Genomic DNA, 19678 nt, shown 5'->3' with positions numbered 1-19678 from the left:
CTTCATGCGCATCGCGTTCTTCGTCAATTCCATCAAGGGCGAATCCCCCAAATACACGACCACCGTTATGGCGCTCGCCGCCGTGCTGCGCGGACACGAGGTCTGCTACGTGACGCCGGGCGATTTCGTGCTGTCTCCCGACGACAGCCTCGCCATACGCGCCCATACCCTGCCGGGATCGACCTACAAGAAGGCGACAACGCTATTCAAGGATCTGCAGGGCGAGGCCGAAATCAAGCGCATGGACGCCAGTGAAATCGACGTGCTGTTCTTGCGCAACGACCCCTCGCTCGATGCCGCCGAACGGCCATGGGCCGCCCATGTGGGGGCCCTGTTCGGCAGGCTGGCCGCCGCGCGGGGTGTCCTGGTGGTCAACGATCCGGATGGGCTCTCACGCGCCCAGAACAAGCTCTATTTCCAGGATTTTCCGCAAAGCGTGCGGCCCGAAACGCTGATTTCCAAGAGCATCGAGGAAATCCGCGCCTTTATCGAAGGCCAGCGCAAGGGCGTGATCATCAAGCCGCTGCAAGGCTCTGGCGGCAAGAACGTCTTCAAGATCGGCTCACCCAAGGAAGCCAATCTCAACCAGATCTTCGAGGCGGTGAGCGAGGAAGGCTATCTCATCGCGCAGGGCTTCATGCCCGAGGCGTCCGAGGGCGACATCCGGTTTTTCCTCATGAACGGCAAGCCGCTGGTCGTCGACGGCAAATACGCAGCGTTCCGCCGCGTGCCGGCCAAGGGCGAGACGCGCTCGAACGTCCATCGGGGCGGCACCGTGGAGCAGGTCGATATCACCGACAAGATATTGGCCGTCGCCGAGGCCGTGCGGCCCAAGCTGATCCAGGACGGGATGTTCCTGGTGGGGCTCGATATCGTGGGCGAGAAGATTCTGGAGATCAACACCTTCACGCCCGGCGGGCTGAACAATGTGTCCGAACTCCAGGGCGCCAATTTCTGCGACGCGGTCATCGCCGCCCTGGAGGACAAGATGGTGATCCGTGACGGCTATGGCCGGCAAATGGGCAATCGCGAACTGGCGACGCTCTGAGCGTTCCGCTCAGGCGTCGGTCTTGGCGCCCGAAACCACGGCGGCGAGGTCGATCAGCCCCACCATGCGGCTGTCATGGGTGACGATGCCGTTCAAAAGCTCGGTATCGCCCGAATTGCCCTCGGGCACCGCATGGATATCGTCACGGGAAACCGTGAGGATATCGGAGACCGCGTCGACAAGGATGCCGATCCACTTTTCGCCCACGCTCATCACCACCACCACATGGTTCTTGGTGGGAGTGGTCTGGCCGTCGCCGAAGCGGGCGCGCAAATCGAAGATCGGGACGATTGTGCCGCGCAGGTTGATCACCCCGCGCACATATTCGCGGGTGTTGGGCAGCGGGGTCGCCCCGTTCCACGCGCGGATTTCGCGCACTGTGGTGATCTCGACCCCATAGATCTGTTCATCGATCGAAAAAGCAATGAGCTGCAGCGAATTCTGGTTCGCCCCCGCCGTCGTATCCGAATAGTCGTCGCGAATACCGAGCGCTTCCATGTCTTGACCTCATTGGGGAGCTATCCTGGCTCCCATTGACGGACGAAAAATCCTAGAGCATTTCATCGTTTAACGGAAACGTTGGAATGCTCTAAATCCTTGTTTTGCCGCGCTTCCGAACCGCAAAAGCGGATTCCACTTTTGCGGAAAGCGCTCTATGCCGCGTTCTGGTGGGCATTTCCGGATTTGAGAGATTGCACATCAACAATCAACGCAACGTTACCATCGCCCAGGATGGTGCCGCCGGCGATGCCGTCGATGCGCTGGAAATTCTCTTCGAGCGATTTGATGACCACCTGCTGCTGGCCGATGATGTCGTCGACCACCAGCGCGATCTTGGAATTGCCTTCCGCCTCGCACAGCACCACGAACCGGCTGTCCTCGCTCTGGCTGGAGACCAGATCGAAGCGCCGGGCGAGGTCCACAACCTGCACATATTCCCCGCGCACCTGCAGGACCTTGCCCCCCGAGGGCATGTGCCCGAAATCGGCGCGCGAATTCTGGATGGTCTCGACGATCGAGGAGAGCGGGATGACGTATGGACTGTCGGCGACCTTGACCAGCATCACGTCGAGCACGGCAAGCGTCAGCGGCAGGCGCAGGGTCATGCGCGTACCCTTGCCGGGCCAGGAGCGTACGTTGACCGAACCGCCGATCTTCTTGATGTTGGAGAGGACCACATCCATGCCCACGCCGCGCCCGGAAATGTCGGAAACCTCCGAAGCGGTCGAAAAGCCGGGCGCAAAGATCAGATTGTCGATCTGCTCGTCGGTGACCTGCTGGTCGGGTCCGACCACGCCGCGATCGCGGGCGATCTCGAGCACGCGTTCGCGGTTGATCCCCGCCCCGTCATCCTCGACCACGATCAGGATATTGCCGCCGGCCTGCTCGGCCGAAAGCCTGATCGTGCCGGTTTCGGGCTTGCCCTTGGCGAGACGCTTTTCGGGGCTTTCGATGCCGTGATCGGCCGAATTGCGCACCATATGGGTCAGCGGATCTGAAAGCTGCTCGATCACCGTCTTGTCGATCTCGGTCGTTTCGCCGATGGTTTCGAGCTTGATCCTCTTGCCCGTCTTGCCCGCCAGTTCGCGGACCAGCCTGGGCATGCGCGAGAAGACCGATTTGACCGGTTGGGCGCGGATCGCCATCACCGCGTCCTGCAGGCCACGGGTCGTCTGGGCCAGAACCTCGATGCCGCGCACCAATTCCTGATAGCGGTCGCGGATGGCCTCATCCATCTGCTGGGTCAGCATCGACTGGGTGATGACCAATTCGCCCACCATGTTGACGACGCGATCGACCTTGTCGAGATCGACACGGATCGATTGCATGCCCACCGGGCGCCCTGAGGCTTCTTCGCCGGCCTCGGAAGATTTGACCATGGCCGGCGCGGCGGGGGCAGCAACCTCCTCGGCGCGTCGCGCGGCCGGGGCGGGAGCGAAATCGGGCAATTCCGTATCCGGCGCGCCGGTCGGAACGAATTTTCGCTCGGCCTTGGCCTCCTCGGCGAGCGCGGCAAAGCTGGGCATGCCTTCGTCGACGATGACGGGGCCCGGTTCGCTTCTTTCGACTGAAATCTCGCAATCGCCTTCGACGAATTCGAAAACTTCCAGAATGGTGTCTTCGCTCGCCGTCTCGGACACGAGTTCAATCGTCCAGGAACAATAGACCCCGAACGGCTCGAAATCGGCAAGCAGCGGCATTTTCGAAAGCTGCGGGGTAACCGTCATGGCGCCCATCAGCCCCAGCTCGCGGAACAGCAGCAGCGGATCGTTGGCGCGTTCGTAAAGCCTTGCAAAGGGTGTAAAGCTTATGGTCCAGACGCTTCCGCTTTCGGCAGCCGGAGCGGGCGAAGCCGAAAATGCGCCTGCGTCGAGATTGACGGCCACCGGCGTGAAATCGATATCGAAATCGTCCATCGGTTCGTCATCCGCCGGGGCCGGCGCGGCCTCCATGGCTTCACCGCGGCTCAAGGCGTCGAACTGGGCCTTTTCGGCGGCGCCATAATCTGGCGCGAGCGCATCGCCCGTGCGGGCAGCGGCGACGAAATCGGCGACGATATCGACCGAACGGATGCACAGGACCACGACGTCCTCGCTCAGATCCACCCGCCCGTCGCGCACATAATCGAGCAGCGTTTCAAAGCTGTGGGCGAAGCGCACCAGTGCATCGAAGCCGAACGCCCCGCCGCCACCCTTGATCGAATGGATGGCCCGGAACACGGCGTTGAGACGGTCGGGGTCCCTGTCCCCTTCCTGAATCGCCGAAAACTGCTCCTCGAGCTCGAGAAGCAGTTCCGAACATTCGTCGAAATATGTGGCCTTGAATTCGTCGAGGTCACTCATTTTATTCAGCCACAGCCCCCAGTTGGTGCGTCAAAACCTGTTAGTGGACGACCTTGTTGATGACGCTGACAAGCTTTTCGGGATCGAACGGCTTGACGATCCACCCCGTCCCGCCGGCCGCGCGCCCCTGGTCGCGCTTGTCCTGGCTGGTTTCGGTCGTGAGAATGAGGATCGGCAGGCTCTGATGCTTGCCCGTCGCGCGCACCCTTTTGATGAATTCGATGCCATCCATAACCGGCATGTTGATATCGGTGATCACCACATCCACGTCTTCGCGGCCCAGAACGTCCAGCCCGACCTGGCCGTTTTCGGCCTGGACCACCTCAAAGCCCGCATTGGTGAGCGTGTGGTGCAGCATGGCAAGGATCGTCCGCGAATCGTCGACTGTCAGAACGCGCATAATTGGAATTATCCCTTGAGAACGGGTTCAAAGACCGGGGCGAGCCCGAGCTTTTCGATTGCGGCGGTAACGACCGTGCTCGCATCCGAAATTGTGAAGGAGAAATTGGCTTTCCGCGCCGTTTCGGCGGCACTCAAAAGCATGAACAGGGCATTGGTCGAAACGCGCTCCACCGCCGATGCGTTGACGTCGATCGGGCCGGCCAAAAGAGCATCGAGCAGGGTTTCGCGGATCTCGTCGAGAGCGTCGAGATCGACAACCCGCGGCAAGGCCACGGACTGAGTTTGCGATTTCGGCATTTGAGGCCTTATCCCTGCCTGTGATTTGCGTCGGCGCGAGTTTGGCTTCCAAGCGTTTAAGAAGTCCTAACCATAGGCGCCGGCTTAAACGTCAGGCCACTTGCTCGAAATCGACCTTGCCCGCTTCGAGAAGCCCGGCAATCTCCGTGGCCGGTCGCGGGCGAGAAAACAGATACCCCTGCACCTCCTCGATGCTGGACTGGCGCATCAAAAGCGCGAGCTGCGGTCGCGTTTCCACGCCTTCCACCACCACCGACATGCCCAGATCCGCCGTGAGTCGGGCAACGCCGGTCAAGAGCTTGCGCGAACGGCTCGATGCCTCGACATCCTTCAAAAAGGACCGGTCGATCTTGACCTTGTCGAGCGGGAAATGGTGCAGATAGCTGAGACTCGCATATCCCGTGCCGAAATCGTCGAGCGATATGCGCACCCCAAGGCGCTTGAGGTTTTCAAGGACCGTAAGGGTGACTTCGGTGTTTTCCATCAGCACCGATTCGGTGATCTCGAGTTCCAGCCGGTGGGCGGGCAGGCCCGAGCGTTCGAGGGCGGAAGCGACCGAACGCACCACATCGCCTCGGCGGAACTGGATGGGTGAGATATTGACGGCGACCCCCACCTCCCCCGGCCAGGTGGTGCACTGCCTGCACGCTTCGTGCAGAATCCAGTCGCCCAGCTCGATGATGACATTGGTCTCTTCGGCCAGCGGAATGAATTCGGCCGGCGAGATCATGCCCCGCTCGGGGTGGTTCCAGCGCGCCAGGGCCTCGCACACCGAGGTATGGCCGGTTCGCAGGTTGATGATGGGCTGGAAATGCACTTCGAAATTGCCGTTTTCGAGCGCTTCGCGAACGTCGATTTCGAGCGCGCGGCGAGCCTGGGCGCGGACGTCCATATCCGGTTCGAAGAACCGCCACACCCCGCGTCCGTCCGATTTGGCGCAGTAAAGCGCCAGATCGGCGTTCTTGAGCACCTGATCGAATGTCGTGCCGTCGCGCGGCTCGATGGCGATGCCGATGCTGGCCCCGATGACGATCTGGTGTCCATCGACGATGAACGTCTCTCCGAGCACGCCCACGATCCGCCGGGCGGTAAGGCTCGCCTCTTTTGCGTCGCCGCCGCGCAGGGGACGGATGACCACAAATTCATCGCCACCGAACCGCGCGATGATGTCGGACGGTCGCAGCACGCGCCGCAGGCGATCGGCGACCTGGCACAAAAGCGCGTCCCCGCAGGGGTGGCCGAGCGTGTCGTTGACCACCTTGAACTGGTCGAGGTCGATGAACAGCAGCGCGCAGGCCTGCCCTCTTGCGGCGATCGTCTCGAACTGTTCCTGCAGATAGCCCCGGTTGGGCAGCCCGGTCAGCGCGTCATAGCGCGCCAGATGCTCGATCCGGGCTTCGGCGCGGCGCTTTTCGGTGATGTCTTCGACCAGCATCACGCAACCGCCCGCCTCGATGGGCTGGAAGGTCAATTCGAGGATCTTGTCGCCGGCCGCTTCGAGCACCAGCGCACCGCCGCAGCCGGCCGCGAACCAGTCCTGGAAGGATTCGATCACCTTCTGGCGCCCTTCCTTGGGCACGGAATTGGCTTCCAGCGTACGGGCCAGCAGGGTGACGCCCTTGCGCCCCTTCCACCGTCCGCCGGCAGAGAGCCCCAGGAGGGTGACGAAGCGCTCGTTGCACACGACGAAGCGCTGGTCGGCGTCGAACATGCACAATCCATGGGGCATGTTGTTGACGGCGGTATCGAAATGGGAGGCCAGCGCCCGCAGATCGTGCGAGGCGATCACGGCGTCAAAGAGCGTATGGCGCAGGCGCGTCGCTATGTTTTTCACGCTCATGAAGAAGGGCGCGAGCAACATGGCGAGGAAAACATAGGGGAATTCAAATTGAAACAGCAGGCCGCCGACCATCGGCACCGCCGCCGTGACGGTGGTGAAAGTCACAAGCTGGTCGGAAGCGTAATTGCGGCCGGTGATGCCGATCATATAGGCCAGGCACACGGCAAAGCTGACCAGATGGACTGTAGCGTCCTGCGTCAGAACGAAGGTGAGCAGGCACCAGAGGCTGAGGAACACAGCAAATGTGCACGAGCCCAGGATATAGCGCTTTTCCCAGCGCCGCGCCTCGGACAGAACCTGCGGGCCGGGCATGGCGCGCTCATAGGCGTTCATGTCGAGCCAGCGGAACAGACCGGTCAATCCCAGTGGAATGGCGCAGCCGGCGATCCAGATCGAGCCGCTCATCCAGCCCGTCACCAGCGACGCGGTAATTGCGCTGGCCGTGCCCGAGAACAGCGAGCGCCGGTCCTTGTAGAGGGCGGTCACAGAGGAAATGTAAACTTCTGCCGGCAAATTCGGCGGATTTTCCCGAGACTGCGGACGCATGGCCACTCTGTCTAACATAAGGCAGTCTGCTTTATAGAAGGCAAAAGCTTAAAATGTATTCTTCCACCTCTTCACATTGAGGCGCAGCTTTTTGGAGATCGTTTACAAACGATCGTCCCGCAAGCGCACGCACTCATAGAGGCACAGTTTATCTCGCGATCATAATGCACGCAGCTTTTAACGGAGGCCACCGTAACGACATTGCGTTTACCATTATGGTTTTCGAATTATTAATTCGAAAAGAAACCGAGTTCTAAATGATTACTAAATGGTTAAATAATAATACTTAATAATGATAAAACACATCAAAACAATTGACCTTAGTTAAATTTTAATTAAAAATTGCCCTCGTTACGGTTTGGAGGGCAAGCCATGAGTTCCGCAGCACCCAGTGCCGGTGTTTCCTTTTCACAGCGTCTGATCGATTTTCTTGACAGGATTGAATATCGCCGCCTCGAAGGGCCGGCCGAACGCGAAAATGCGTTCAGGCTCCGCTATGAGGCCTATGTGCGCGAGGGGATGATTTCCATCGCCTTCGACAAACGGCTGACCGATGCCTATGACGAGATGGACAATGTTCATGTTTTCGGCATCTACATGGACGGGGAGATGGCCAGCACCATCCGCGTGCATGTCGCCAGTCCCGGAATGGCCCATTCACCGACGGTGGATGCATTCCCCGAAATGCTGATGCCCGAGATCGACAAGGGCAGCACCATCGTAGACCCCACCCGTTTTGCGGTGCACCCCACCATGAGCGGGCGGCATCCCGAGCTTCCCTATGTCACGGCGCGGCTGGGTTTTCTGGCGTCCGAATACTACGCCGCCGATCTCGGCCTCGCCTCGGTTCGGATGGAGCATCAGGCGTTCTACAAGCGTCTATTCGGCCTGCGGGCGCTGTGCCCGCCGCGCGTCTATCACGGCATGAGCAAGCAATTGAGCCTGATGGGGATCGATTATTGTGCCGTGCGCGAAAGCGTTATCGCCCGCTATCCCTTTATGCGGACCAATGCGGACGAACTCGACTATCTGTTCGGAACCGCTTCGGTTCCGCTCGGGGCACTCGCGGCGGCCGCCGCAACGCGCAATGTCGAGACGGTCGGCGCGCGATAACAATCGCAAAACGTCAGGCGTGGCGGCACAGGCCGTCCGCCTGATCGATTTCGGTCCAATCCGATACGTCGGCCAGGAAACGCTCGAGCAGGGCGTTGAATGTTTCGGGCGTCTCGAGGAACGGAGCGTGGACCGCCGCTTCGATCACGTGACACTGCCCGTCCCAGAGATTGGCGTAGTCCAGCCCCGCGAGATAATCGAGGCGGGCGAAAGGCTCGCCCCTTCCGTTGACCACAGCAAGCGGAGCCCGATTGTGCTCGACGACATGCTTTTGATCGGCCCCCACACCGGCCATGATGCCGCGTCCCATGACGCGCCGCATGCGCCAATCGGCACGCTCGATCAGCGCGTGGAAGCGAAGATGTTCGTGGTCTCCGAAACACATGCGGGCGAACCGGTCGGTCTCGCGCGCGCTCAATCGTCCGCGCGTCGTCAAGGTCAGGTCCATCGTGGGCTGAAAACCGCGCAGCACGCCCAGGATGCCGCGCTGAATGGGCGGCGTCCCCACGATCATCAGCCCCGCGACACGCGGGTCGCGCGCCAGCAGTTCGATGCCGATATGCCCGCCCAGCGACCAGCCCATCACGCCAAGGCGGTCTATAGCCAGATGATCGAGAACCTCGGAAACCGTGTCGGCAAGAGCCGGAACGGTATAGGCGGCATCGGGATCGCGGGCGTCGCCCGATTGTCCGTGTCCGGGCAGATCGATGGCGATCAGGCGATAGCGCTTGGCCAAAGCGCTTTGAAACTGGCGGAAGAACACCTCACGTCCGTTCGAATTGCCATGCAGCAACAGCAGGGGAAACCCCTCCCCTTGCGTGTCGCTCACAGCTATGTGCGCCTGCTTGCACGCGATCTCGCCATAAACCATCTTCGCTTCCGAGCGGAAAACTTGTTTAGTCATCCTAGCAGGCGGGCCTCTCCAGCCCGTTAATACGCCTCCTTCCCATTTTCGTATCGATACTGCCAACCCCGTGAGGACCCCGATGAGCACACCAGGTGCCCAACCCGCCGAACAGGACTACATTCTGGGCCATTCGGAACGCGAGCTTATCCGCCTCGAACGGCAGGCGGCCCTGTTTGCCGGACAGACCCGCGACATTTTGCTGCGCGCCGGGCTGGAAAAGGGCATGCGGGTTCTCGATCTGGGATGTGGGGTGGGCGACGTTTCGCTGATCGCGTCAGAAATCGTGGGGCCTGAGGGTTCGGTTACCGGCATCGACCCATCCGAGGCGGCGCTTTCGGTGGCCCGCGCCCGCGCCCACCGCCGGGGCCATGACATCGCGTTCGAGGCGACCACCCTCGAAGCCATCGAGGACCGGCCCGATGTCGACGCGGTGATCGGGCGCTTTCTTCTGCTGCACATGACCGATCCGGGCGCCACGATCGGCGGACTGGCCGCACGGCTCAAGCCCGGCACGCTCGTCGCCTTCATCGAATTCGATATCACCTCGTCCTACGCCGAGCCGGCCCTGCCGTTGCTTCATCAATGCATCGGACGGATCGCGGAGGTCTATACCCGCTCGGGCCGTTCCGCCGATATGGGCGCCCGGCTCTATCCCGCCTATCGCGCGGCGGGGCTTATGCCCGCGATGATCGGGTTGACGCGGATCAGCAATGGCGAAGACGCCGACGGCTTCGCCTTTATCGTGGAATCCACCCGAAGCCTGATGCCGGCGATGGAAGCGCTTGGCATCGCCACCGCCGCCGACATCGAAATCGAAACGCTCCAGCAACGCCTGCTCGGCGAAGCGGGAACGGGTGACCCGTGCATCTTCTATCCCCGTCTGGTGGGGGCTTGGGCCCGGGCGTCCTGACCACCCAGGCCCCTTAGCGTCAGATCGGATAGTGGATGGCGCCGTCCTGGACGGTGGGGCCATTAGGCCGCCTGGCCTTAAAAGGAGGCCGGCGAATTGCCGGCCTCCGTCGCCTCATTCGGCCGCGCCGATGACGAGCCTGATGTCATCGAGCCCGTCGATACCGCCATGCAGCGACTGGCCGGCGACGACGGCGCCCACCCCGGCCGGTGTGCCCGTAAAGATCACATCGCCCGGACGCAGGTGATAGTAATGGGAAAGGTCGGAGACCAGTTCGGGAACCGACCAGACCAGATCGGCCAGCGTCGCGTCCTGGCGCGTCTCGCCATCGACCTTGAGCCAGATCGCCTGGGCGCCGATCGTGCCGAATTTTTCGGCGGGGGTGACGGCCGAAAGAACCGCCGAGCGTTCGAAATCCTTGCCCAGATCCCACGGACGCCCCTTCTCCCGCGCCTTGAGCTGGAGGTCGCGGCGCGTCATGTCGAGGCCGGTGGCATAGCCAAACACCGCCTCGATCGCCTCCTGGGGATTGGCCTTGAAGATTGGCTTGCCGATGACGACGACGAATTCCATTTCGTAATGGAAATTGCCCGTTCCCGGCGGATAAGGGATCGTTTCCCCGTTCTCGACCAGCGAGAGTGGGTGCTTGAGGAAATAGAACGGAGCCTCGCGATCGACCTCAACGCCCATTTCCTTGGCGTGGTCGGCATAGTTGCGGCCCACGCAAAAGATCCGGTGCACGGGGTAGGAGCTTTCGCTCCCCTTGACCGCCACGGCGGGAAAGACGGGATCGGCAAAAAGACGGTTGGACATTATCGCTTCAATTCCAGTTTGTGATTATTCGCCCGAGCGGCGGCGTTGCCAGAAGACGATCTGGCGTTCCGCGAGCATCACCGCGCCATACATCGCCAGCCCCACAAGGCTGAGATAGATGATGAGCGCGAAAACGCGTGCCGTATCGAGCTGGGACGCCGCAACGCGGATCAGCTCCCCAAAGCCCTTGCCGCCGCCAAGGAACTCCGCCGTGATGGCGCCGGCCATGACGCCGAGCGAAGCGATCTTGAGGCCGGTGAAGATCTGGGGCAGGCCGAAGGGAAACTTCATCTTGGTGAGCGTCTGGAGACGGGTGGCGCCCATGGTACGGAACAGCATGTGGGCGCTCTCTTCCGCCGCCCGCAGACCCGACGCGGTGCCCACGATGATGGGGAACACCGAAACGAAGGTGGCCAGCGCGATCTTGCTCTCCAGCCCGAAGCCCAGCCACGCGACGAAAAGGGGCGCAAAGGCGATCTTGGGCATCGTATCGATGGCGACGAGATAGGGCATGACGGCGCGGGCGCCGAACTTGGTTTCGCCCACCAGCGTGCCCAGCGCAATGCCCAGAACGGCGGCGAGGGCAAACCCGATCAGCACTTCCTGGGTCGTGATCCAGAGCGCGGCCAGCATGTAGCCGCCGGTCGCAAGATTGGTGCCCACTGTGACGATCTGGGTCCAGACCATGGCGGGGGTGGGCAGGATGATGGTGTTGATCACCCCCGACATCGTCGCCAGATGCCAGACGGCGACGATGATGACGCCCAGCCCGATTATGGCGACGGGCCGGGGGATGCGGTCGATCAGCGAATCGGTTTCCTGCCAGACGGTGGAGGGAAATTCCTCGCTCGAAACGAAGGTTTCCGAGGACATGGCGACGCTATCACTTGCCATGGTTCACTCCCATGTCGAGACGGTTGCGGATATGGCCCACGAGTTCGCCGAAGCGCGGCTCGAGCATCATGTCGAGGGTTCTGGGACGCGGCAGGTCGATCTCGACCCGTTCGAGAATGCGCCCCGGACGCGAACCCATCACAAAGACAGTGTCGGACAACAGGACGGCCTCGGGAATCGAGTGGGTGATAAGGAACGCTGTCGCATTGCGCGCCATGCAGATGCGCTGGAGTTCCATGTTCATATGGTCGCGCACCAGTTCGTCGAGCGCCGAGAACGGCTCGTCGAGCAGCAGAATTTTCGGCTCGGTGATGAGCATGCGGCAGATCGAGGCCCGCTGCTGCATGCCGCCCGACAATTCGGACGGATACGCTTCCTCGAACCCCTTGAGGCCGACCAGATCCATCAGCGCCTCGGCATCCGGCCGTTTGGCCCTGGCCGCTGCCTTGCCCTCGCGGATTTCGATGGGCATCAGGATGTTTTCGATGGTGGTTTTCCAGGGAAGCAGCACCGCGTGCTGGAACATCATGCCAATGTCCGGACGCGTGCCGAGCACCGGAGTACCCCCGAGCATCACCGACCCTTCAGAGGGCGAGACGAGGCCTGCCATGATCTTGAGAAGGGTGGACTTGCCGCAACCCGACGCGCCGATCACCGCCGTGAAACTGCCCTGGGGCAGGTCGAAATTCACATTTTCGAGCGCGGTCACGTTGTGACGGGCGAATGTCTTGCGCAGATTGCGGATCCTGTAGACGGCGGGGGCCGAAGCCCCCGCGTCCGCCGTCAGGCTGTCCGCCATGCCGGACTGCATCATTGCTGGTTCCAGATGTCGATGAGTTCATTGGTATAGACGGCGGAAAGATCTTCGAGCGGCGCTTCGAGCTCGCCCGAAGCCACAAGGCTCTCTTCCCAGGCGACCCAGGCTTCATGATCCTGATAGCCATAGCCCAGATCGGGATCGAACGGGGTCTGGCGGATGATGATCTGGTCGATCAGCGCATTGGCGAAATCGCGGTCCTCGATTTCCTGAGGGTTTTCAGCACCGATATGTTCGATCAGCGCGTCGCGATTGGCGGGATCGGCGGCCCATTTGGCGCCCCGAACCAGAGCGCGGCCGAAGCCTTCGACATCCTCGCGGTTTTCCTCGATATAGCTGTCCATGGCCGCGAGCGCGTTTCCGAAGAAGGTCTTGTACTTTTCGGGCGTGATGTTTTCGAGCGCAACGCCGCGCGCATTGAGGATCGCCGCGTCATTGGTGGCCGCCGCATAGGCATCGATATCGCCGCGCAGGAAGCCGGCGGTCGCCTGGCCGCCGTCACCCACGACGAGGAAATTGTAATCGGTGCCTTCCTCAAGGCCCGCTTCCGACAGGATCGAGCGGGCGAAAGCGGTTTCCGACCCGTCAGCCGTGCCCACGCCGATGGTGGTGCCGGCCAGATCCTCGGCCGATGCGATGCCCGAGCCTTCCGGCACGACCAGCGCGAACGAGCTCAACGGATTGAGGCGGTAGATATTGGTGATCTCGACGCCGCGCGTGCGGGCCTGAAGCAGCGGACCGGCGCCCGGATTGCCGATCTGGGCCTGACCGGCGGCGAGCGCCTGGATGACGGCGCCCGATCCGTTGAGCGCTTCGATCGTGACGTTGACGCCTTCCTCTTCGAAAAAGCCCTCTCCCTGCGCCGCAACGATCGGCAGCAGCAGCGTCGCCGACGGGTTGGGCACCGCCACGACGATGTCGCCGGCCAGAGCCGCAGTGCCTGAAACCAGTGCGAGAACGGTGCCCGCGGTCCAGCGTGATAAAATATCCATGATTTCGCCTCCCAAGTGGATAATGGATTATTTTGACTGTCGGGAGTTAATTTCCATTTTGTCTGTCTGTCAACCTCATGCTAAATCCGGTTGGTCCAGGGAGAAAAAAAAATGCGCAAAACCAAAGGGGAAGAATCCCAAAGGCTGACCGCCGCAAGCCAGATCGCCATGGAAATCCGCAAGGATATCCTTCAGGGCTCTCTCCCGCCGGGCAGCAAGCTGCGCATCGAACAGCTTCGCAAGCGATTCACCACAGCCATCAACCCGGTTCGCGAAGGGTTGAACCGGCTGGTGGCCGAGGGGCTTGTCGACCTGGAAGACCACAAGGGCTTTTCGGTTTCCCAGATATCGCTCGAAGTCTGGAAGGATCTTCTCGAAGCCCGCTGCATGCTCGAAATCGAGGCCCTGCGCCGCTCGATTGCCAATGGCACCGAGGAATGGCGCGACGAAATCGTCGTCAGCCTGCACCGGCTTTTGCGCATCCCGCGGTTTCTCGACGAAGACCGCAAGATCAGGAACGCCGAGTGGGAAGTGTATCACCACCGCTTCCACCATGCGCTGATTTCCCGCTGCGGTTCGGCGAAGATTCTGGCGATCTGCGACGATTTGCGCGAGCAATCGGATCGATACCGCGCGGTCGCAGCCACCTCCCGCAACGCGCGCACCGACTACAATCTCGAGCATGAGGCCATCGCCCAGGCCGCGATGGACGGCGACGTGACCACCGCGACCGCGCTTCTGGACGACCACTACCGAAAGACCCTGCGGGTGGTCGAGGGATATTTCGGCGCGATGAACCCTAACGGCGTTCCGGCGCGTGAACCCACGGCCAATCCGCTTTGAGAACGGTGTCTTACACCTGAACCAGTGCCGGCTCGATCAGAGTTTTTTCGAGCGCCTCGACATCGACCTCGGCCAACCGCGCCGGCTGCCATTTGGCGTTTCGGTCCTTGTCGACCAGCACCGCCCGCACGCCCTCTGCGAAATCGGAGCGTAGCGCCATATATTTGGCCAGTGCCAGATCGTCTTCGAGAATGGCCCGCACGTCGCGAAGCTGTCGTGCCCGCCGGTGGGACAGGACGATAGCGACAAGCGAGGTGGGGCAATGGGCCGACATCGCCGAATGGAGCGCGGCCGCGCCGGGATCGCCCTCCTCGGCCAGATCGAGCAGGTTTTCCAGAATCTTTTCGGCGTTCTCGGCGGCAAAGGCCGGCGCCAGCGAATCGGCGAGTGCACAAAAGCCCGACTCCCCCGCATCGACCGATTGCGCCTGGATGAGCGCGGTTATCGCCGTATCCGGATCTCCCGCCTGCGCCGCCTCGATAATCCGTGCCCTGAGATCAACCAGCGCGTCCTCGGGTACCGCCGCATCGGCCAGCCCCAGGGCTATGGCATCGGCTGCGCCCACCGTCTGCCCCGAGAGAAGAAACGCCAGAGCCCGTGCCTCGGCGGTCTTGTAGAGGATCGCGTTTACCCCGACGTCGCAGAAAAACCCGATAGCCCCCTCGGGCATGGCGAACCGGCTCGAAGCCGCCGCGATGCGATACCGGGCGTGCGAGGAAATCCCGATCCCACCGCCCATGACGATGCCGTGCTGGAAGGCGACGATCGGCTTGGGATAGGTGGCGATCAGCCCGTTCATGTCGTATTCGTCGGCAAAGAACGAAAACACAAGGCGTGTCTCGCCCGCCAGCGCCATATCGCGCGTGGCGCGCACGTCCCCGCCCGCGCAGAGCCCCTTTCCCCCCTCTCCCTCGATCAGCACCATGCGGACGCGCTCGTCCTCGTCCCATTCGTCGAGCGCGGCGCGTACCGCGGCGATCATGTCCATGGTCAACGCGTTGATTGCTTTGGGCCGGCTAAGCCGGATGACGCCGCAGGCGCCTTCGATCGAAATGGAGATGTCGTTCATGAGCCCTTCCTCTTGCCGCTTCCCATACTGCGTTATTTCCCTTGCCCGGGAAAATGAATTAGGAGAAGCGCACCACCAAACGCAAAAAGAGCCCCAAGGGTCATGACAATTTCAAAGACCGGTATCGCGCGCGACCTTCAACGTCTCAGGGAGACGGGCAAGCCGATACGGCTCGGCATCATCGGTTCGGGGGAAATGGGCACCGATCTCGTGACCCAGGTGTCCTTGATGGACGGCATGGAAATCGCCGCCATTTCCACGCGGCGTCCACACACCGCCCTTTCGGCCATGGACATCGCCTATGGACCGGGCGGCCAAAACGAGCATGCCCGCGAGGCCGATTCAAGGGCCGCGATGAGCGCCGCCATCGACATGGGCCGGATCGCTGTCACCTCCGACACCGAATTGATGGTCACGGCCCCGGAAATCGACGTCATCATCGACGCCACCGGAAAGCCGGGCGTGGGCGCCGATTTCGACCTGCTGGGCATGGAGCACGGCAAACATCTGGTGATGATGAATGTCGAAGCCGATGTCACCATCGGCCCCTATTTGAAGCACGAGGCCGACCGGCTGGGCGTCGTCTATTCCGTGGGCGCGGGGGACGAGCCCTCTTCGTGCATGGAGCTGATCGAATTCACCTCCGCCCTCGGGCTCGAAATCGTCGCCGCCGGCAAGGGCAAGAACAACCCGCTCAACCACGATGCGGTGCCCGCCGACTATATGGAGGAAGCCACGCGCCGCAACATGAACCCGCGCATGCTTGTGGAGTTCATCGACGGCTCGAAAACCATGGTGGAGATGGCCGCCATCGCCAACGCCACCGGACTGGTCCCCGACCGCCCCGGTATGCACGGCCCCAATGCCGATCGCGAGACGCTTCCCAAGGTGCTGATCCCCAGGGCAGATGGGGGCGTGCTCGAAAAATCGGGCGTCGTCGACTACACCATCGGCAAGGGCGTGGCGCCCGGCGTTTTCGTCATCGCCAAGGCCACCCATCCACGCGTCGTCGAGCGCATGGACGACCTTCATGTCGGTCACGGGCCCTATTATGGATTTTATCGCCCCTACCACCTCACCAGTCTCGAAGTGCCGCTGACCGCCGCCCGGATCATGCTTTATGGCAAACCCGACATGGTGCCACTCGCCAACCCCGTCGCTGAAGTCTGCGCCGTTGCCAAGCGCGACCTCAAGCCCGGCGAACTGCTCGATGCCATCGGGGAAACCTGCTACCGCTCATGGACCATGACCGTGGCCGACGCCCGCGCCGCCGCCGCCATTCCGGTCGGCCTTCTTGAAGGGGGCACGGTTACGGCGCCGATCAAAAAGGGCGAGCTGCTGACGGCGGCCAATGCAATCCCCGACACCTCCACCAAGCTCTTCACCCTGCGCAAACGGCAGGACGAAATGCTCTCGGTCCAGCGCTGAAGGCCGCAATGGGAGGAAACCTCGGATGACACGCCCCAGCCTTGCCCCGATCATCGCCGCCCTGCCGGCCACAATTCCCTTCGTGGGCCCCGAAGTCATCGAACGGCGCACCGGCGTCCCGTTCCGCGCTCGCCTGGGCGCCAATGAAAGCGCATTCGGCCCCTCCCCCAGGGTTATCGCCGCCATTGCCGCCGCGGCCGGCGACGTCTGGACCTATGGCGATTCGGAAAATTTCACTGTCCGCTCGGCGCTTTCGGCCCATCTGGATACGCCCATCGAAACCATTTCGGTGGGCGAAGGCATCGACGCGCTATTGGGGCTGACCTGCCGGCTCTTTCTCTCGCCCGGAGATCGTGTCGTCACCTCGCTCGGCGCCTATCCCACCTTCAACTATCACGTTGCCGCCCAGGGCGCCGAACTCGTCAAAATTCCTTACGAAAACGATAGCGAAAGCCTCGATGCGCTGATCCGGGCCACCCGTGCCGCACCGACCAAAATCGTCTATCTCGCCAACCCCGACAATCCCATGGGCACCTGGTGGCCGGCCGAGGACATTGTCCGTTTCGTCGATGCCATCCCGCCCGAAACGCTGATCGTCCTCGACGAGGCCTATGGCGAAACCGCGCCTCAGGGCACGCTGCCGGGCATCGGCCTCATCCGCCCCAATCTCTTGCGCTTCCGCACCTTTTCCAAGGCCTACGGTCTTGCCGGCATGCGCATCGGCTATTGCATCGGGCCGGCTGATTTCATCGCCGCCTTCGACCGCATCCGCAACCATTTCGGGGTCAATAAACTCGCCCAGATCGCGGCGATCGCAGCACTCGAGGATCAGGATTATCTTTCCCGCACTGTCGATGCCATAGCCGCCGGCCGCGACCGCATCGCCGAACGCGCCCGGCAATTGGGGCTGACGCCCATCGCCTCGGCCACCAATTTCGTCGCCATAGACTGCGCAGACGCCTCCCGCGCCGAGACGCTCCTCAACGGCCTGCTCGAACGCGGCATCTTCGTGCGCAAGCCGGCTGTTCCCATACTCGACCGCTGCATCCGCCTCAGCGTGGGAACGCCCGACGCCATAGAACTGGCCTGCGATGCATTGGAGGCGGTCGTCAATCGAGGCCCCCGCCAATAGACCGTTCACCTTTATTTGGGCCTGTGCCATATCTAGCAATACATAGCCCGTTATTTATAGCGGGGGCAGGGGCATGAGGTGGGGGACATGCTGGTTTCGGCCAAGGGGCGGGCTGAATTCGCGCATCGGGTAGTGCTCTTGCAATCGGGCCTGCCGCTGACGCTGGACGACGGACAACCCGTTCTTCCCGCGATGACCTCATCCCGAACCCTGCACTTGGTGGCCAAACGCCTCCTCGATATCGTGCTGGCTTGCCTGGTGCTCCTGCTGTTCCTGCCTGCCCTGCTGGCGATCGCTCTCGCCATCCGGACAACAAGCGCCGGCCCCGTTCTCTTCCGGCAGAAGCGTGAAGGGCATCACGGCAAGCCGATTGGAATTTATAAATTCCGCACAATGTATCTGGACCATTGCGATCTCGACGGCGTCGAGCAGGCGGTGACCGGCGATTTGCGCGTTACCCCCATCGGCCGTTTCCTGCGCCGCACCTCGGTCGACGAACTGCCCCAGCTCATCAATATCCTCAAGGGCGAAATGTCGCTCATCGGTCCCCGACCCCACGCCTTCGGCATGCTCGCCGCCGAAATCCCCTATGATCGTCTGGTGCCCTATTACAGCGCGCGCCTCGTGATGAAGCCAGGCCTCTCCGGATGGGCACAGGCCAATGGCCTGCGCGGACCCACAAACGACGCCGCCAAGGCGAGGGCCCGCATCGACCATGATCTTGCCTATATCGAAAATTTTTCTATTTTTCTCGATATCAAGATCATCTTGAAGACGCTGGCGCAGGAATTTCCGAACGGAACCGGACTTTAGGTTCGGGACGGACTGGATTACCATCGGCCGCGATAGTCTTTGTAATTGCCCGTGAGTACCATGACAGCGCGCCAACCCCAGCCGGTCCAGCCATCTTCGTCCCGCGAACCGGCCGACATTTTCGTCGAGATCGCGCTGGCGGCGGGCGAGACGATCCTTTCGATCTATGGCCGGGAATTTACCGTCCGGACCAAACCCGACGCGACACCCCTGACCGAAGCCGATACCGCCGCCGAAGCCCTGATCGTCGACCGGCTCCAAGCGCTGTTTCCCGATGTTCCCGTCGTTGCTGAAGAAGCGATCGCCAATGGCTTCTCGCCGGTTCTGGCCGAGCGCTTCATCCTTGTCGATCCCCTCGACGGATCGAAGGAATTCATCGCCCGGAACGGGGAGTTCACAGTCAATATCGCCCTTATCGAGCACGGCATCCCGATTGCCGGGGTGGTCTATGCGCCGGCGCTCGGCAAGATCTGGTGGGGCAGCCGCGACGGCGGCGCCTTTACGGGAAAAATCCAAAACCACGAAATCGTCGAGACGTCGCCCGTCAAGGTTCGCCCGGCGCCTGAGAATGGACTGCTGGCGGTCGGCAGCCGCTCCCATGGCAGCGACGATGCCGATCTGAGGCTCGACGCCCTCGAAATCACTCGATTTTCGGCCGTGGGTTCATCTCTCAAATTCTGTCTTCTCGCCGAGGGTGTGGCCGATCTCTATCCCCGTTTCGGCCGAACCATGGAATGGGACACCGCCGCCGGCGACGCCATCCTGCGCGCCGCGGGTGGTCATGTGGTTGACATGGCGGGCCATCCTCTGCGCTATGGCAAATGCAATCAGCATCAGGACAATGATTTCGCCAATTGCGCTTTCTGGGCCATTGGCGACGGCACCATAATCGCCAAAGTGTGCGGAAACAGTGCTGCCGTCGAATCGCAATAAAGTCCGGCTAAGGACATTAAGCGCCTCGGCGCAATTTG

General features: G+C 61.8%; 19 protein-coding genes. 8 read left to right on the top strand and 11 right to left on the bottom strand.

Features of this window, described 5'->3' with window-relative positions:
• Nucleotides 1-4 precede the first annotated feature (4 nt).
• Entirely contained in the window at nucleotides 5-1048 is a 1044-nt protein-coding gene (locus tag V4T21_RS00350) for a glutathione synthetase (protein WP_332711469.1), read from the top strand.
• A gap of 9 nt (nucleotides 1049-1057) precedes the next feature.
• Here V4T21_RS00350 and V4T21_RS00345 read toward each other — a convergent pair whose 3' ends face one another.
• The 5 genes from V4T21_RS00345 to V4T21_RS00325 form a co-directional block, all read right to left on the bottom strand.
• Complete coding sequence (locus tag V4T21_RS00345; protein ID WP_332711466.1) at nucleotides 1058-1546, bottom strand: chemotaxis protein CheW; 489 nt, start codon at nucleotides 1544-1546, stop codon at nucleotides 1058-1060.
• A 155-nt stretch (nucleotides 1547-1701) separates the two neighbouring features.
• Nucleotides 1702-3891, bottom strand: a complete 2190-nt coding sequence (locus tag V4T21_RS00340) for a chemotaxis protein CheA (protein WP_332711463.1) — start codon at nucleotides 3889-3891, stop codon at nucleotides 1702-1704.
• Nucleotides 3892-3931: 40 nt separating this feature from the next.
• A complete protein-coding gene (locus V4T21_RS00335) occupies nucleotides 3932-4291 on the bottom strand; it encodes a response regulator (RefSeq protein ID WP_332711460.1) in 360 nt (119 codons plus the stop codon).
• Nucleotides 4292-4299: 8 nt separating this feature from the next.
• Nucleotides 4300-4590, bottom strand: a complete 291-nt coding sequence (locus tag V4T21_RS00330; protein ID WP_332711457.1) for an STAS domain-containing protein — start codon at nucleotides 4588-4590, stop codon at nucleotides 4300-4302.
• A 91-nt stretch (nucleotides 4591-4681) separates the two neighbouring features.
• On the bottom strand, nucleotides 4682-6916 hold the full coding sequence (locus V4T21_RS00325) for a putative bifunctional diguanylate cyclase/phosphodiesterase (RefSeq protein WP_332711454.1): 2235 nt from the start codon (nucleotides 6914-6916) through the stop codon (nucleotides 4682-4684).
• A 432-nt stretch (nucleotides 6917-7348) separates the two neighbouring features.
• On the opposite strand from V4T21_RS00325, the gene V4T21_RS00320 reads away from it, so the two are divergent.
• Nucleotides 7349-8089 (top strand): N-acyl amino acid synthase FeeM domain-containing protein, encoded by a 741-nt coding sequence (locus tag V4T21_RS00320; RefSeq protein WP_332711452.1) that lies wholly within the window; start codon nucleotides 7349-7351, stop codon nucleotides 8087-8089.
• Nucleotides 8090-8102: 13 nt separating this feature from the next.
• On the opposite strand, the gene V4T21_RS00315 is transcribed toward V4T21_RS00320, so the two are convergent.
• Nucleotides 8103-8993 carry an alpha/beta fold hydrolase gene (locus V4T21_RS00315; RefSeq protein ID WP_332711449.1) on the bottom strand — a complete coding sequence of 297 codons (891 nt, stop codon included), beginning with the start codon at nucleotides 8991-8993 and terminating at the stop codon, nucleotides 8103-8105.
• Between the two features lie 82 nt (nucleotides 8994-9075).
• On the opposite strand from V4T21_RS00315, the gene V4T21_RS00310 reads away from it, so the two are divergent.
• On the top strand, nucleotides 9076-9906 hold the full coding sequence (locus V4T21_RS00310) for a class I SAM-dependent methyltransferase (RefSeq protein WP_332711447.1): 831 nt from the start codon (nucleotides 9076-9078) through the stop codon (nucleotides 9904-9906).
• A 114-nt stretch (nucleotides 9907-10020) separates the two neighbouring features.
• On the opposite strand, the gene V4T21_RS00305 is transcribed toward V4T21_RS00310, so the two are convergent.
• From V4T21_RS00305 to V4T21_RS00290, 4 genes are read right to left on the bottom strand one after another with little or no spacing between them, the layout of a single operon-like run.
• Complete coding sequence (locus V4T21_RS00305; protein WP_332711445.1) at nucleotides 10021-10719, bottom strand: fumarylacetoacetate hydrolase family protein; 699 nt, start codon at nucleotides 10717-10719, stop codon at nucleotides 10021-10023.
• A 24-nt stretch (nucleotides 10720-10743) separates the two neighbouring features.
• Nucleotides 10744-11613, bottom strand: a complete 870-nt coding sequence (locus V4T21_RS00300; RefSeq protein WP_332711442.1) for an ABC transporter permease — start codon at nucleotides 11611-11613, stop codon at nucleotides 10744-10746.
• Nucleotides 11603-12427 carry an ABC transporter ATP-binding protein gene (locus V4T21_RS00295; protein ID WP_332711439.1) on the bottom strand — a complete coding sequence of 275 codons (825 nt, stop codon included), beginning with the start codon at nucleotides 12425-12427 and terminating at the stop codon, nucleotides 11603-11605. The genes V4T21_RS00300 and V4T21_RS00295 overlap by 11 nt, the downstream gene beginning before the upstream one ends.
• Nucleotides 12424-13422 carry an ABC transporter substrate-binding protein gene (locus tag V4T21_RS00290; protein ID WP_332711437.1) on the bottom strand — a complete coding sequence of 333 codons (999 nt, stop codon included), beginning with the start codon at nucleotides 13420-13422 and terminating at the stop codon, nucleotides 12424-12426. Before V4T21_RS00290 ends, V4T21_RS00295 begins: the two co-directional genes overlap by 4 nt.
• 111 nt (nucleotides 13423-13533) lie before the next feature.
• Here V4T21_RS00290 and V4T21_RS00285 point away from each other — a divergent pair, with 111 nt between their 5' ends.
• On the top strand, nucleotides 13534-14265 hold the full coding sequence (locus tag V4T21_RS00285) for a GntR family transcriptional regulator (RefSeq protein ID WP_332711434.1): 732 nt from the start codon (nucleotides 13534-13536) through the stop codon (nucleotides 14263-14265).
• Between the two features lie 10 nt (nucleotides 14266-14275).
• On the opposite strand, the gene V4T21_RS00280 is transcribed toward V4T21_RS00285, so the two are convergent.
• Nucleotides 14276-15334 (bottom strand): enoyl-CoA hydratase/isomerase family protein, encoded by a 1059-nt coding sequence (locus V4T21_RS00280; protein ID WP_332711432.1) that lies wholly within the window; start codon nucleotides 15332-15334, stop codon nucleotides 14276-14278.
• Between the two features lie 102 nt (nucleotides 15335-15436).
• Between V4T21_RS00280 and V4T21_RS00275 the strand changes: the two genes are divergently transcribed.
• The 4 genes from V4T21_RS00275 (at nucleotide 15437) to cysQ (ending at nucleotide 19640) form a co-directional block, all read left to right on the top strand.
• Nucleotides 15437-16762 carry an NAD(P)H-dependent oxidoreductase gene (locus V4T21_RS00275; protein ID WP_332711430.1) on the top strand — a complete coding sequence of 442 codons (1326 nt, stop codon included), beginning with the start codon at nucleotides 15437-15439 and terminating at the stop codon, nucleotides 16760-16762.
• A gap of 25 nt (nucleotides 16763-16787) precedes the next feature.
• Nucleotides 16788-17894, top strand: coding sequence for a pyridoxal phosphate-dependent aminotransferase (locus V4T21_RS00270; protein WP_332711427.1), 1107 nt, complete (start codon nucleotides 16788-16790; stop codon nucleotides 17892-17894).
• 87 nt (nucleotides 17895-17981) lie between these two features.
• Nucleotides 17982-18707 carry a sugar transferase gene (locus V4T21_RS00265; protein WP_332711424.1) on the top strand — a complete coding sequence of 242 codons (726 nt, stop codon included), beginning with the start codon at nucleotides 17982-17984 and terminating at the stop codon, nucleotides 18705-18707.
• Nucleotides 18708-18767: 60 nt separating this feature from the next.
• Nucleotides 18768-19640 carry a 3'(2'),5'-bisphosphate nucleotidase CysQ gene (gene cysQ / locus V4T21_RS00260; protein WP_332711422.1) on the top strand — a complete coding sequence of 291 codons (873 nt, stop codon included), beginning with the start codon at nucleotides 18768-18770 and terminating at the stop codon, nucleotides 19638-19640.
• Nucleotides 19641-19678 lie beyond the last annotated feature (38 nt).

This window comes from Pelagibacterium mangrovi (assembly GCF_036662815.1).
Taxonomy (GTDB): Bacteria; Pseudomonadota; Alphaproteobacteria; order Rhizobiales; family Devosiaceae; genus Pelagibacterium; species Pelagibacterium mangrovi.
This window is presented reverse-complemented; position numbering and strand designations above follow the sequence as displayed.

What these genes read in the sequence shown, in the direction of transcription:
- V4T21_RS00305 (WP_332711445.1), bottom strand. Translation starts at nt 10,719, where the DNA reads ATGTCCAACCGTCTTTTTGCCGATCCCGTCTTTCCCGCCGTGGCGGTC.
- V4T21_RS00270 (WP_332711427.1), top strand. Translation starts at nt 16,788, where the DNA reads ATGACACGCCCCAGCCTTGCCCCGATCATCGCCGCCCTGCCGGCCACA.
- V4T21_RS00345 (WP_332711466.1), bottom strand. Translation starts at nt 1,546, where the DNA reads ATGGAAGCGCTCGGTATTCGCGACGACTATTCGGATACGACGGCGGGG.
- V4T21_RS00330 (WP_332711457.1), bottom strand. Translation starts at nt 4,590, where the DNA reads ATGCCGAAATCGCAAACTCAGTCCGTGGCCTTGCCGCGGGTTGTCGAT.
- V4T21_RS00280 (WP_332711432.1), bottom strand. Translation starts at nt 15,334, where the DNA reads ATGAACGACATCTCCATTTCGATCGAAGGCGCCTGCGGCGTCATCCGG.
- V4T21_RS00335 (WP_332711460.1), bottom strand. Translation starts at nt 4,291, where the DNA reads ATGCGCGTTCTGACAGTCGACGATTCGCGGACGATCCTTGCCATGCTG.
- V4T21_RS00310 (WP_332711447.1), top strand. Translation starts at nt 9,076, where the DNA reads ATGAGCACACCAGGTGCCCAACCCGCCGAACAGGACTACATTCTGGGC.
- V4T21_RS00320 (WP_332711452.1), top strand. Translation starts at nt 7,349, where the DNA reads ATGAGTTCCGCAGCACCCAGTGCCGGTGTTTCCTTTTCACAGCGTCTG.
- V4T21_RS00300 (WP_332711442.1), bottom strand. Translation starts at nt 11,613, where the DNA reads ATGGCAAGTGATAGCGTCGCCATGTCCTCGGAAACCTTCGTTTCGAGC.
- V4T21_RS00275 (WP_332711430.1), top strand. Translation starts at nt 15,437, where the DNA reads ATGACAATTTCAAAGACCGGTATCGCGCGCGACCTTCAACGTCTCAGG.
- V4T21_RS00295 (WP_332711439.1), bottom strand. Translation starts at nt 12,427, where the DNA reads ATGATGCAGTCCGGCATGGCGGACAGCCTGACGGCGGACGCGGGGGCT.
- V4T21_RS00285 (WP_332711434.1), top strand. Translation starts at nt 13,534, where the DNA reads ATGCGCAAAACCAAAGGGGAAGAATCCCAAAGGCTGACCGCCGCAAGC.
- V4T21_RS00340 (WP_332711463.1), bottom strand. Translation starts at nt 3,891, where the DNA reads ATGAGTGACCTCGACGAATTCAAGGCCACATATTTCGACGAATGTTCG.
- V4T21_RS00290 (WP_332711437.1), bottom strand. Translation starts at nt 13,422, where the DNA reads ATGGATATTTTATCACGCTGGACCGCGGGCACCGTTCTCGCACTGGTT.
- V4T21_RS00350 (WP_332711469.1), top strand. Translation starts at nt 5, where the DNA reads ATGCGCATCGCGTTCTTCGTCAATTCCATCAAGGGCGAATCCCCCAAA.
- cysQ (WP_332711422.1), top strand. Translation starts at nt 18,768, where the DNA reads ATGACAGCGCGCCAACCCCAGCCGGTCCAGCCATCTTCGTCCCGCGAA.
- V4T21_RS00315 (WP_332711449.1), bottom strand. Translation starts at nt 8,993, where the DNA reads ATGACTAAACAAGTTTTCCGCTCGGAAGCGAAGATGGTTTATGGCGAG.
- V4T21_RS00265 (WP_332711424.1), top strand. Translation starts at nt 17,982, where the DNA reads ATGCTGGTTTCGGCCAAGGGGCGGGCTGAATTCGCGCATCGGGTAGTG.